This is a genomic window from Vibrio injensis (genome assembly GCF_001895205.1).
Classification (GTDB): Bacteria; Pseudomonadota; Gammaproteobacteria; order Enterobacterales; family Vibrionaceae; genus Vibrio; species Vibrio injensis.
On record NZ_BDJF01000027.1, the window covers coordinates 692,490 to 705,727 of the forward strand.

Annotated in this window: 12 protein-coding genes; 4 read left to right on the plus strand and 8 right to left on the minus strand. The window is 44.1% G+C overall.

Translation table 11 applies throughout. The features are described from left to right. Window positions 1-157 precede the first annotated feature (157 nt). Window positions 158-1,102 (minus strand): ribosome biogenesis GTPase YlqF, encoded by a 945-nt coding sequence (ylqF, locus tag BSR11_RS15025; RefSeq protein WP_072671138.1) that lies wholly within the window; start codon window positions 1,100-1,102, stop codon window positions 158-160. Between the two features lie 306 nt (window positions 1,103-1,408). Next, a complete protein-coding gene (locus BSR11_RS15030) occupies window positions 1,409-2,494 on the minus strand; it encodes an ABC transporter substrate-binding protein (RefSeq protein WP_072671139.1) in 1,086 nt (361 codons plus the stop codon). A gap of 388 nt (window positions 2,495-2,882) precedes the next feature. On the opposite strand from BSR11_RS15030, the gene BSR11_RS15035 reads away from it, so the two are divergent. Together BSR11_RS15035 and BSR11_RS15040 are read left to right on the plus strand one after the other, a co-directional pair. After that, a complete protein-coding gene (locus BSR11_RS15035) occupies window positions 2,883-3,935 on the plus strand; it encodes a FecCD family ABC transporter permease (protein ID WP_072671140.1) in 1,053 nt (350 codons plus the stop codon). A gap of 1 nt (window position 3,936) precedes the next feature. Further along, window positions 3,937-4,704, plus strand: a complete 768-nt coding sequence (locus BSR11_RS15040) for an ABC transporter ATP-binding protein (protein WP_072671141.1) — start codon at window positions 3,937-3,939, stop codon at window positions 4,702-4,704. A gap of 104 nt (window positions 4,705-4,808) precedes the next feature. Here BSR11_RS15040 and BSR11_RS15045 read toward each other — a convergent pair whose 3' ends face one another. From BSR11_RS15045 to ltnD, 6 genes are read right to left on the minus strand one after another with little or no spacing between them, the layout of a single operon-like run. Further along, complete coding sequence (locus tag BSR11_RS15045) at window positions 4,809-6,311, minus strand: GntP family permease (protein WP_072671142.1); 1,503 nt, start codon at window positions 6,309-6,311, stop codon at window positions 4,809-4,811. Beyond that, a complete protein-coding gene (gene denD / locus BSR11_RS15050) occupies window positions 6,311-7,282 on the minus strand; it encodes a D-erythronate dehydrogenase (protein ID WP_072671143.1) in 972 nt (323 codons plus the stop codon). Before denD ends, BSR11_RS15045 begins: the two co-directional genes overlap by 1 nt. Window positions 7,283-7,334: 52 nt before the next feature. Next, entirely contained in the window at window positions 7,335-8,111 is a 777-nt protein-coding gene (otnI, locus tag BSR11_RS15055; RefSeq protein WP_072671144.1) for a 2-oxo-tetronate isomerase, read from the minus strand. Further along, window positions 8,111-8,743, minus strand: coding sequence for a 3-oxo-tetronate 4-phosphate decarboxylase (gene otnC / locus BSR11_RS15060; RefSeq protein ID WP_072671145.1), 633 nt, complete (start codon window positions 8,741-8,743; stop codon window positions 8,111-8,113). The genes otnI and otnC overlap by 1 nt, the downstream gene beginning before the upstream one ends. Further along, window positions 8,740-9,996, minus strand: coding sequence for a 3-oxo-tetronate kinase (gene otnK, locus BSR11_RS15065; RefSeq protein WP_072671146.1), 1,257 nt, complete (start codon window positions 9,994-9,996; stop codon window positions 8,740-8,742). Before otnK ends, otnC begins: the two co-directional genes overlap by 4 nt. A 2-nt stretch (window positions 9,997-9,998) precedes the next feature. Beyond that, window positions 9,999-10,904 (minus strand): L-threonate dehydrogenase, encoded by a 906-nt coding sequence (gene ltnD, locus BSR11_RS15070; RefSeq protein ID WP_072671147.1) that lies wholly within the window; start codon window positions 10,902-10,904, stop codon window positions 9,999-10,001. Window positions 10,905-11,164: 260 nt separating this feature from the next. Here ltnD and BSR11_RS15075 point away from each other — a divergent pair, with 260 nt between their 5' ends. Together BSR11_RS15075 and BSR11_RS15080 are read left to right on the plus strand one after the other, a co-directional pair. Then, window positions 11,165-11,935: a DeoR/GlpR family DNA-binding transcription regulator gene (locus BSR11_RS15075; protein ID WP_072671148.1), complete on the plus strand. Its 771-nt coding sequence runs from the start codon at window positions 11,165-11,167 to the stop codon at window positions 11,933-11,935. 300 nt (window positions 11,936-12,235) lie between these two features. Then, window positions 12,236-13,216 carry a Bug family tripartite tricarboxylate transporter substrate binding protein gene (locus BSR11_RS15080; protein WP_072671149.1) on the plus strand — a complete coding sequence of 327 codons (981 nt, stop codon included), beginning with the start codon at window positions 12,236-12,238 and terminating at the stop codon, window positions 13,214-13,216. The last annotated feature ends 22 nt before the right edge of the window (window positions 13,217-13,238 follow it).

Consider the following 13,238-nt stretch of genomic DNA (forward strand, 5'->3'; position numbering starts at 1 on the left):
TAGTGATGTGTCTTGAAATGTACGTTTGTGTATTGCTAAACACAGGAAGTGAGTGAATCAAAGCCTTAGACGATTAAGCGAGGGAGATAAAAAAAGCCACAACCTTAAGTGACGTTGTGACTTTTTGTGCGAGAGATTTTGCGTTGTGCTCTACTCGCTAGCGTTTATTGCGTAAATAGCGTTTACGACGCTCTTCTTTTATTTTCGCTTTTTCTTCCGCTTTGCGGATTTCTTCTTGTTCGACTTCGATTAATTCATTTGGGATCATCTCTGGGTGTTCTAAGGTAATTTGCCCAAGTACCCCTTGACGAAGTTCATGTAGAAGAATTTCCGATGCTTTATGCAAATCTACTCGTCCACCAGCGCGCAGCGCGCCTCGTTTTTGGCCGATTGCTTCCATCCATTCCACATCAGATTGCGGCGTGCCATCAACTTGATAACGTGCGGTGAGTTTGTCGGCATAATGTTTGGCGAGATACTCGACTGTGTAAAACGCGACATCTTCGTACTCCATTGCGGTATCTTTAATGGCACCTGTCGCGGCAAGGCGAAACCCACTGTGAGGGTTTTCAACTTTCGGCCATAAAATACCGGGAGTATCAGATAGCACGATACCATTTTGTAAATTGATCCGTTGTTGACGACGTGTTACCGCCGGTTGGTTACCGGTTTGGGCAATCGCTCGACCAGCCAACGTATTGATGATGGTAGACTTACCCACGTTAGGGATCCCCATGATCATGGTGCGGACATTTTTACCCACTTCTTCACGATGGGGAACGAGTTTGCGACACAAATCGAGAATTCGATGCACTTCTTGTGGATTCGCCGTGGTGATGGCCATGGCTTTCACCCCTTGTTCTTGCTCTAAATGAGCAATCCACAACTCGGTCATTTCAGGATCCGCTAAATCACGCTTATTCAGCACCTTAACGCAAGGTTTGTCGCCGCGAAGTTGAGAAATGAGCGGGTTTTCACTGCTATAAGGAATACGCGCATCGAGCACTTCGATAATCACATCAATTTGCGGAATTGCTTCTTCAATCTCTTTACGAGCCTTGTGCATGTGGCCCGGAAACCATTGAATTTTATTATTAACCATTTGAGTTTGTAGCCTTTCGTTTTTTGGTTTTAGCTGGTGGGGTATCAGGTGGGCATCAAAACAATCGATGAGTTTGATTGGGTCGCCATACTAACCATAATGACAGCAGCTCTTATGTTGAGTATTTTAGCATTTTTATCATAGCGCGGGAATCTACATATGATGAGGTTTGGTTTAGCTCATTAGTGAAGATGAAAAGTGAAGCAATTAATCGGTTGTGAGTAATGAAAAAGTTCACAGGAAAATGAGAATGATGAATTGATAAGCATTGAGCCCAACGAGAGCGTTGAGCTCAATGGCAAAGGATTAAGGAAGCTGAGTAACAAAGGTGCCTTGAGGGGTAACTGGTAAATATTTTTGATAGAAATCCAAATAGGCTTGCTCGGGATTGAGATCAGTGAAGACATCAGGGTAGAGCGCCTTAGCATAAAACTGAATCATTGCGCCGTCCATAATGGTTCGACATGCACCATGATAGGCGGCATACATCCGGTTGTTTTTTACTGCATTAATGGAAGACCAACCCAGCCGTTGTTTAAAGCCCGCTAGCCGTTGTTTTGCCGTTTCTTCGGCGACGTCTTGCCCTATGAGCATTGCATTGCTGGCAGTGCCGGATTCATACCCTGTAATAACAATCACATCGGGATTGCTGGCAATAATTTGTTCAGGGTTAAGTTTTCCCCACCATTCGACATAAGGGGCTGAAATATTATCGCCACCCGCCATGGTTGAGATAGCTCCCCACATATTTTTACCAAAGGTGTAGCCCACTTCATTTACCCCGCTTGCACCATATTCGGTATAGATTTTTGGTTGAGGTTTATTTGCCGCAGCCAGTCGTTGAGTTATCTTCTCGACACTTTCCTGATATTCATTCGCAATAGCTTCAGCCCGTTTTTCTTGTCCTGTGATGATGCCAATCAGTTGGGTGCTTTTTACATGCCGTTCTACCGTTTGAGCATTATAATCGACAACCACAATCGGAATCCCCATTGCTTCAAGGCGAGAGACTTCCGTGCTTAAGGCTTTATATTGCCAATCGGCTAATAGGATGAGGTCAGGGTTTAGGCTGATCACTTTTTCTATCGAAAATGAATTGGTATCTACTCGGCCAATTTCAGGGATATCATCCAGTGAGGGACGATGCTTAACATACATCTCCCAGTTGGCTGGCCGAGCTTGCCAGATGTATTTTGACATACCAACGACGTTGTCATAGGCCGCTTCTGTACCAATAGCCATATAGTCTTCAGGGTAAAAACCAACAATAACGCGTTGAGCGGGAGCGTTAAAGGTAACTTGCCTTTCTAATACATCAGTAACGGTAGTCACTGCTGAGAGAGCTGTGGTGCTAAAAGCCAGTGAAGCCATGATCAGGAATTTTTTGTACATACGATAAACTCTTCATTTGCTATTAAATGCATATTTGGCGCTGGAATGCGTCGGACTATTGACATGATTATAAGAATAAACTAAATAATTATGCAAATAGTTATTATTTAGATACTCAATGTGTGGTAATTATTATTTATTGAATGGTATTATTCACAGCCAAGGTCGCATAATGTGCGCTGATTCAATGCTAGTACGAGTCACGCATATACAGGCGTGTTCGAGAAAATAAGAATGAAAAGAAAGGCTTTGCTCACCTCTTTTATCATTATCCCAGTATCAGGTTTGATCACTGCAAAACCAAAAGTGCTCGATAGTGTTGTCTGGTTGTCATTGAATTTTTTCTCAACGAGTTGTTTTTGGCTACGAAAAACTGGATTAATAAAAAATGATCTCTGATACATTACAAGATGCTGTTATGACACAGCGAGAAAGTGAACGTCGCCGTAGTTGGATGTTATTTGGCTTCGGTTTATTGCTGATTGCTTCCTTTATTCTAGATATTATGACTGGTCCCTCGATGATCGATGTGACCTCGGTACTGCATGCATTATTAGAATGGATCGGGCTTCCTTTTCAGGTTGATGCTTCGACACAAGTGATTGTCAAAAATTTACGATTGCCTATTGCATTAATGGCTATCTTCGTCGGTGGATCGCTTGGGGTCGGCGGTGCAGAAATGCAAACGTTGTTGAATAATTCAATGGCGAGCCCTTATACGTTGGGAATGGCTGCCGCAGCTGGATTTGGTGCCGCTTTGGTACTTTATGTTGGTTCGCTAGGCATAGAGAACCATTTTGCGGTTCCCTTAGGCGCTTTTGTGTGTTGTATGCTTTCTGCTTGCTTTCTCTTTGCTCTTGCATCTGTACGTCATATTGGGTCTGGGCAGTTGATTTTGGCAGGCATAGCTTTGCTGTTTTTATTTCAATCTTTACTCTCATTAGTGCAGTTCATCTCTTCACCGGAGCTAAGCCAGCAAATTTTGTTTTGGTTGTTTGGCAGCTTATCGAAAGCAACGTGGAATAACTTGATGATCACCGCTGTCGTGGTCAGTTTGAGTGTTGTACTGTTACTAAAAGATGCTTGGAAGTTAACGGCACTGCGTTTAGGGGAAGAGCGGGCAAAAAGCCTCGGAGTGAATATTGTTCGGCTCAGGTTAAAAACATTATTTCTCGTTGCACTGATGACGGCAACGGTGACCAGCTTCGTGGGTATTATTGGGTTTATTGGTATTGTCGCTCCCAATATCGCTAAGATTTTGGTCGGTGAGGATCAACGTTTCTTTCTTCCCTTATCCTTTTTAATCGGCGCATTTTTACTCTCTACCGCCTCTGTTTTATCGAAAGTAATTGTTCCAGGAGCGCTGTTCCCAATTGGTATTGTGACCGCCATTGTTGGAGTGCCCTTTTTCTTTTGGCTCATTATTGGCAAGGCGCGTTAATATGTTACAAGTTAACAATCTTCATGTTCGATTTGGTGATTTAGTCTTGGCGGATGGGGTGAGTTTTTCATTACAACCGGGTCAAGTAACGGCAATTCTTGGTCCCAACGGTACAGGAAAAAGTACCTTACTCAAAACCTTGTTTGGTGATATACGATGGCAAGAAGGCGAAATTCGCTTCCATCAACAAATACTCAATAAGCAGCATCTTGTGCAATGGCGTCAACAGTTTGGTTACATGCCACAAGATATTCATCTTGATGTCAACTTGTCGGTGATTGAAGTGATTTTGCTTGGGCGTTTGGATGCCTTGAGTATGCGCATTGATGATAGGGTGTTGAATGATGGCCTGTCGATCCTTTCTCGTTTAGGTTTACGTCATTTGGCGCATCGAGATGTCAGAACCTTAAGTGGAGGGCAGTGCCAGATGATTTTATTTGCTCAAGCATTGATGCGCAGCCCTTCCATCTTAATGCTGGATGAACCTGTTAGTGCGCTCGATTTGCACCATCAACATGTGTTGCTTGAGCATTTGGTTGAGCAAACTCGCCAGCATCAATACACTACGATTATGGTGTTGCATGATCTTAATCTTGCCGCGCAATATGCGGATAATCTTTTGGTGATGAAACAAGGGCAGTTGTTAGCCCAAGGGAAACCGCAAGATCTCTTGACTTCCGAATTGATATATCAACTGTATCAGGTGGATGCAGATGTACTGATCGATGATAAAGGGATTCCTTTTGTTCGTACTCGACGTTCTGCATAGAAAGTTTTGATCTTCTGGTATTGTTGTGAGAATAAACCGATGAGGAGAGCCATCCTCATCGGTTTATTTAAATCATTCCGCTTTCATAAAAGGGGAAATGGATATTAATGATTTATTTTGGTAAAGCTCTGACTCATTGAACGGCTCTGTGAGCTCATAAAATAGAGACACCAGCCGAGAATAACAAGAGGTAGTAGAGGATCATAAATAGAGCCAGCGGTCCCAAAAATAAGGTTCAGTGTCATGATTAACGTACCGCCAATCGCCCAAGCAAGGGTGGTTGGAATGGTCCAAATCACCAATTGTTTGCGAACTTCTGTCACTCCCATTAGACGGTTGACAATATGGAATAGGCTGTCATTAAAATAGCCCGCGAATAGACTGCCCATTGTTGCAGCGGAAGCGGCAAAAAGCATGTTCACATCTTGAATCTCGGCTAAAACTGGCGCAGAAATGGATGCCGCGGTAATCATTGAAACCGTCCCACTGCCCTGAATAACTCGCACTAATGTTGCGATAATAAACGGGATCATGATTGGTGAGATGGGTAATGAGGCGACTTGGTTAGCAATTTCAGCCCCAGCGCCTGACTCGCGTAGTACGTTGCCCAGAGCACCGCCAGCACCAGTAACGAGAAGGATGATCCCTGATGTTGAAATGCCTTGTTCCAGCTTCGCAGTTGTCTCTGCTTTGTCTAGGTATGGCGTCAAAGTGTATACCGCCAGTAATGTACTGATCGATAGCGCAATGATCGGGTGACCAAGGAATTGAATAGCCTGGCCGAAAAAGCTGGTGCTAAATCCCGTTAATCCGAGTTGTTTCTCTGCCAGCTGTGTCAGCGAATTTGCTAGGATCAGTAAAATCGGTACCACGATAGGCATGATTGATTTAGTCAAAGAGGGTAATGCTTTTGCTGACTTTGACGCCATATAGTCCGCGTGAACTTTTTTCTGTTCTTCTGGTGCTTTAGCCAACGTCACTGGTGTCGCGTATTCGGGGAAATGCTTCTCTAGCCAACGCGCATACATGACAATTCCGGCCACTGATGGTAAAGCGATGAGCAAACCAAAACCGAGCATCGAAGCGATATCTACACCAAAAATACTTGCTACTCCCAACGGTCCAGGTGTTGGTGGGATACAGTGGTGAGCCACGACAAGACCACCTGCTAGTGCGACCGTAAGAGTGAGAATCGAACGTTGAGAAGTCTTAGCCAAAGACTTAGCAATTGGATAAAGGATGATTAAGGCACTATCGACAAAGACGGGAATACTGACAATGTATCCGGTGATCGCTAATGCCAGTTCTTCCTTTCGTTTACCTAGCCATTTAATGAAGTGATAGGCGATGGATTCTCCAGCGCCAGAGGTTTCCAAAATGGCTCCCATCATGACACCCAGACCAATGACAATGCCAATGCCACTTAAGGTACCGCCAAATCCTTGGCTGATGGCCGACATTGTTTCATTAACACTTAATCCACCAATCAAGCCCGCAATACAAGCGGCTGCAAGCATTGCGATCAAGACATGAACCCGAGTGCGCAGAACCAGAAATATCAAAACAAATACCGCGATGATCAAACCGATAACTGAAGTAGATAACATTATGCATCCTCCATTTCTACGACTGAGCAAGTCGTAAGGTAGCGAGAAAGAACGGCATTAAAATTGGCATCAACACTGAAACCTAAGTTGAGTTCCTTTGTGTTATCAATGGATTGAGGCCAGCTTGCTACGATCGATTCAATCGCTTTATCTTTTTTAATGGTGACGAGATCGGTGCGAGAAGGAGCCACTTGCTCTGCCATTGCAGCAAGCATAGTGCGTGGCGTAACTCTAATACCGGGTAAGTTAAAAGTTCGATAACCCTGGATAGCACTACGCTCCAGTCGGCTTGCGTGGATAATATTCTGAATGACAGTTTCTGGGCTGGATATCCACAGTCCGAGGTCAAGATCCACTGGACAGTTGGATGTTTGACCTTTTAGCGGTTCGCGAATCATGCCACTTACGAACGATGACGCGGCCTGATTGGGGACGCCGGGACGGATACAGATCGTTGGCAGACGAACGCTGATCGCATCAACCAGATTTTTACGACCATAATCGTTTACCAACAGTTCGCCTATGGCTTTTTGTGTACCGTATGAAGAACTGGGCTGAGTCGCCGTCATTGGCGTCACTACCTCTGGTAATGCTCCACCAAACACCGCGAGCGAACTAGAAAATACAAAGCGTATCTCTGAATTGACTTGACGGCACTGTTCAAGCATTAACTGTGTTGCTGTCAAGTTAACCTTGATGCCAAGATCGAAATCTTGTTCTGCATGACTTGATACAATCGCAGCAAGGTGAAATACATGAGTGGTTGTCGGACCAATCAAGGTAGCCACTTGTTGTGGATCGGTGATGTCGGCGACGATGGCACTGACTCGTGGATCTTCAGTGATAGTACCGTTGGGTTTGACTCGATCGACAATCATTAAAGACTGAATCGAGCCTGAATCTTGTTGGAGTAGGGTTTGAGCTAGTAGAGATCCGAGAAATCCGGCACCACCAGTGATTACGATGTTCATACACATGTCCTTGTTGTATTGCTTGTTATTATTGTTATTATTGTTATGAGCGTTATAAGTAAGGCTTTACCCAGCCTAAGCCTTGTTCGGTAGTGGTTTTAGGTTTGTATTCGCACCCGATCCAACCGTCATAACCGGAGTTATCCAGTACATCGAAGAGATACGGGTAGTTGATTTCACCGTCACTAGGTTCATTACGGTGTGGCACTGACGCAATTTGAATATGGCCAGTAAATGGCGCTAAATCGCGGATCAGAACATCCAGATCGCCATCCATGATCTGTGCGTGGTACAGATCGAGTTGTAATTTCACATTCGGACGATTAACCATCTGAATCAATTCAACGGCACGCCGTTGATGAGCAATGAAGTAATGAGGAACATCGCGCTGGTTTAAAGGTTCAATCAGTACATCAATGCCATGTTCGGCAAAGGTATCCGCAGCGTAACGAATGTTGGCGATAAAGGTATCGATGTGTTGTTGCTGGCTGTACGCTGGATCGATGATGCCTGACATAGCGTGTACTTTTTTGCAGTTGAGTGCTTTGGCATACATCAGTGTGGTGGTGACACTTTGCCTAAATTCTTGCTCACGCCCCGGTAGAGCCGCGAAGCCTTTTTCACCGGCATCCCAGTCGCCGGGAGGCATATTAAACAGCGCTTGTTCAAGCCCGTATTGCTCTAATTTTTTCGCCAACACTTGTGGTTCGAAAGCATAAGGAAACAAAAATTCGATCGCCTTAAAGCCAGCACGATGTGCATGCTCAAAGCGTTCTATAAAAGGCACTTCGTTGAACAGCATGGTAAGGTTCGCAGCAAATTTAGCCATTACTTTCCTCTCCCTTGTAGGTCTTCCACCTCGACATTTGTGAGATAACGAACTGGATGGTTATTGAGTAAAAACATTAACTTGGCCGTTTCTTCTAATTCTTCAGCGTTATCCACGGCATCTTCTAGATCGGCGCCAGTGATGACTGGGCCGTGGTTAGCCAGTAAGAATGCACGGTAATCGGCGGCACGTTTAGCCAGTTCTTCGGCAATACGCGGTTCACCCGGGCGCAAATAGGGAATGACAGGTAATTGGCCGATACGCATCACGTAGTAAGGTGTGAAAGGGCGAATAGCATTATCAGCATCGAGATTATCGAGGCAGGAGAGCGCTGTCAGATAAGTAGAATGCAAATGCACAATTGCGTTACATTTCGGATTGTTTCGGTAGATAGCCAGATGGAAGGCTATCTCTTTTGAAGCACGTTTACCGGAGAGCTGATTACCCTCAATATCTACCACAGATAATTCTTCGGCGATTAAACGGCCAAATGAAGAGCCTGTTGGTGTAGCGAGAAAATGGCCGTTCGGTAATTTCAATGATAGGTTTCCTGCACCACCCGTGGCGTAACCACGTTCAAACATGGAGCGTGCAAGGCTAACCATCTGTTCTCTAAGTTGTTGTTCTGTCATAGATAAAAATCCTGTGCTTTTTCGAAGAAGCGTTCATCGCCGAAGTTACCTGACTTAAGTGCCAACGATAGTGAACCGTCGATAGATTGGACCCAAGGCACACCTGGGGCGATTTGTGGTCCGATGTGAAAACCTGTGACACCAAGGCTTTGGGTTACAATTCCGGACGTTTCACCGCCAGCAACAATAAAGTTTTTAACCCCAAACTCTTGCAATTGATGGGCAAGTTGACTGAAAAATTGCTCTACCGCTTCACTTGAAGTGGCCGCACCGTATTGCGCTTGAATGTCCTTGAGTTTGTCCGGATCTGCGGTGGCATACACCATGGGTGCGTAGTGACTATCAAGTTGCGCGGTGACCCAAATAAACGCTTGTTGTACATAGTTTTTATCGCGTAGGCACGCTTCGACGTCGACGGCAAAATGCGGTGCTACCGATTGATAACGGGCGACTTGTTGATTCGTCATGACTGAGCAAGATCCAGAAAGCACGACACCGGGTGCTTTTGTCGGTAAGCCTGCCGATTGAGCTTCGCTTTGATCGGCCAGTTTGTTGGCCCAATTTTGAGCGATACCTGCAGCTAAGCCTGATCCACCAGTGATCAATTTGAGTGATTTCACTGCCTGACCGATAGTAATCAGATGATTGCTATTAATGGCATCAACAACCGCGTAGCGTTTTCCCTCCTCTTGTAATTGAGCAAAACGTGCAACAACGGCGTCTACACCTTGCTCAATGACTTGATAATTAACCAGACCACATTCACCTTGAGATTGGTTATTCATCAGACGAACTAAGCTCGAATCTGTCATTGGTGTTACAGGATGGTGGCGCATGCCCGATTCGTTCAGGAGTTCACCAAGCACAAATAGATAACCATTGAATACGGTACGGCCATTAACTGGCAGTGCTGGGCAAACGATAGTGAAGGTTTCATTCAGTTCTGCTAGTAGGGCATCGATCACCGGACCGATATTGCCTTGTGCAGTACTATCGAAAGTCGAGCAGTATTTAAAATAAAACTGCTGGCAGCCCTGAGCTTGCAACCAACGAAGCGCTTCCAGTGATTGGTTGACGGCTTGTTCAGCGGGACATGAGCGGGATTTAAGGCTGATGACCACGGCATCGGCGTCTACATGAATGTTTTTCTTTGGTATGCCGTTGAGCTGTACAGTGCGCATGCCATTTTCAACCAGAAAACCTGCAATATCGGTTGCGCCAGTAAAATCATCAGCAATGACTCCAAGTAACATAATTATTTCTCCATGCCAGGTAGATTGATGCCATCAAAAATCTTGATCACTGCGCTGTCATCTTCTTGACCAAAACCTGCATTACTAGCAGAGATAAACATGTTGAGTGCTGTACTCGCCAGTGGCAGAGGGAATTTCAGATCTTGTGCGGTATTGGCGACCAGATTAAGGTCTTTAACAAAGATATCGACCATTGATTTTGGCGAGTAGTCACCATCAACAACGTGTTTCATTCGGTTTTCAAACATCCAAGAATTACCTGCTGCGTTAGTGACCACGTCGTACATTAAATCGAGAGGAATATTGGCACGAGCGGCCAGTGCCATCGCTTCAGCTCCGGCAGCAATATGTACACCTGCCAAAAGTTGGTGAATGATTTTAACAGTAGCACCAAGGCCAATTTCGGTACCGATGTTATAAACTTTGCCTGCCGTTGCCGCTAACACGGGAGCCAATTTAGTGAATGCCTCTATACTTCCGGATGCCATGATGGTCATATCACCGGCTTCGGCTTTTATTGCACCACCGGAAACGGGGGCGTCTAACATCAGCAAGTGGTAAGGCTTAAGGCCCGCTTCAATATCTTTTGCATCTTGGGCAGAGATGGTGGCAGACACCATGATTGCTGTGCCTGGTTTTAGGTTGGCGGCTAAACCTGAATCGAACAAAATCGATTTCACTTGCTTGGCGTTGATGACTAACAATAAAACCGCATCGAGTTCGTGAGCAAATAGATTGGCGTCGCTAGCTACCGCTTTCGCCCCGTAGTTACCTAGTGTTTCGAGAGCGATTGGGTTGAGGTCAATGCCGTACACATCGAGTCCTGCGCGAATACAGGATTTTGCAGCCCCCATCCCCATAGATCCTAATCCGATCACCGCTATCGATTTCACGGTTTGATTATCCATATACTTATCTCGCATTAAAGATTGATGTTAATTTGTGTTATTAATTGTGATTCTATGTGATGCTTGGTGAGGTGTCATGCGTCTTCCGTCACAAAAATTAACAATTATTAGTAATAATATGGAAATTAACTAGATGTTCACACTTTATAGCTTCAGTCTTTCTCCAGAACTTGTTTGTTTTTAACAATAGTTAACACAACTTCACACCATGGCTGATGACTGGTAATATGAGTACACTCATTACTTATAGCTAAGTCATTATGATTCCAGCAGAACGTCACAAAACTATCCTATCTCTGCTTTCACAACAGGAAGTGATCAGCATTAACGAACTGGTTGAGCAATTAGAGGTGTCGCACATGACCATTCGTCGCGATATCGCTAAACTTGAAAAATTGGGTAAGGTATTGTCCGTGTCAGGCGGTGTGCAACTGACTAAAGTGCTGCATCAGGAGCCTTCTCATGATGCTAAAGCGACGCAACACGCTAACGAGAAAGCGATGATTGGCCTTATTGCTAGCCAGTTGGTGCCACAAAATGCTACGGTTTATCTTGATGCTGGGACCACTACACTGGAAATCGCTCATCAACTTGCTAGCCGTAATGATCTACTTTTCATTACTAACGATTTTGTTATTGCGGCTTTTCTGACCCATCACAGTAAAAGCGAGCTTTATCATACGGGCGGAAGAATTGATCGTGAGAATCAGTCCAGCGTAGGGAGTAAAGTGTCAGACTTTCTGGCGGGAATGAATGTGGATATCGCGTTTGTCTCAACTTCATCATGGAATCTGCGCGGTATCTCTACGCCCAGTGAGCCTAAAGTCATTGTCAAAAAGGCAGTCGCAGCGGCAGCACAAAAAGTCATCCTTGTTTCTGACTCCTCTAAATATGGCAAAGTTGCCACCTTTCATGCGCTCGATATGCAGTGTTTTGATGTGGTGATCACTGACCGGGCATTTCCAATCAGTGTCCGACAAGAATTAGCAGAAGAAGGGATTTCAGTGTTGATCGAGAGTAAAAACTCTTAATCATTGCCCCATAAGCTCGTCATTTTTTTCAAGATTGGTGTCAGCTGCTAATTAGATCAATGGGTTAGCTGACGTCTACCTTTTTCGGCCAATAATTAACATCATAAAAACCATAAACACCATAAGCGGTACGGTAAAAAGTGTCCTTCTTCTCGTTAATTTACTTTATTGTCACTTAATGTAAACAAGTTGAAAACATTATAAGTTGTTTTAATTAACCTTTGTTAGTGAAGCAACAATATAAGCCAGATTAGAAACTATAAAAATAATTTACATTAAGTCAGACACAAGGATAGAACGATGAATAAATTAAAATATATCTCTGTAACATGGTTGATAATACTTAGCTCTTTATTAGGGGTATCCTCTGCTTTTGCGAAATCATATCCTCCAAGAACCATTAATATGGTTGCTCCAGCGGGTGCGGGTGGAGGATGGGATATTACGATTCGTACCGTAGCTAAGACATTAAAAGATGAGGGGATTATTAATGCTAATCTACCGGTGATTAATCGTCCCGGTGGTGGAGGTGCAGTAAATTTGGCTTATATGCAAAGTCAGAAAGGTAAAGGAGACTTAATTTCTGTTTATTCTCCTCCAATCTTACTGACTCATTTAGTTGGTTTAACACCATACAGTTACCAAGATACGACTCCTATTGCGCGTTTAATTACGGATTATGCCGCTTTTGTTGTGCCTAAAAATTCTCCTTATACCTCAATTAATCAGGTTATGGAGGCACTAAAAGAAGATCCTAAGTCTATTAAAATAGGTGGAACATCCGCTGCTGGCTCAATGGACCATATTCAATTTCTCTTAGTGGCGAAAGCTGCTGGGGTTAATAATTTAAAAAATATTGACTATATATCATTTCAAGACGGTGGTGTTGTTGCTCAGGTTTTAGGCGGACATATTGATTTGATTTCAACGGGGTTAGGCGATGTAGCTGGTTTAATACAAAGTGGTGAGTTGAGAGCATTAGCTCAAACTGCTGATAAACGAGTTGGTGAAGGGATGATGGCCGAAATTCCTACCGTTAGAGAGCAGGGGATTGATGTGGTTTTTGAAAATTGGCGTGGTTTATTTGGGCCGAAAGATATGCCAGAAGAAGCCATCAATTATTGGCGTGATGCTTTAGAGAAAATGATTCATACCGATAGCTGGAAAGCCGCATTACAACGTAATGGATGGGATGATGCTTATCTGGATTTTGATGATTTTCAACCATTCTTAGAAAATACGAATCAACAATACAATGCATTGATTAAAGAAGTTTTCTAGAGTTATATAAATTTTCAATACA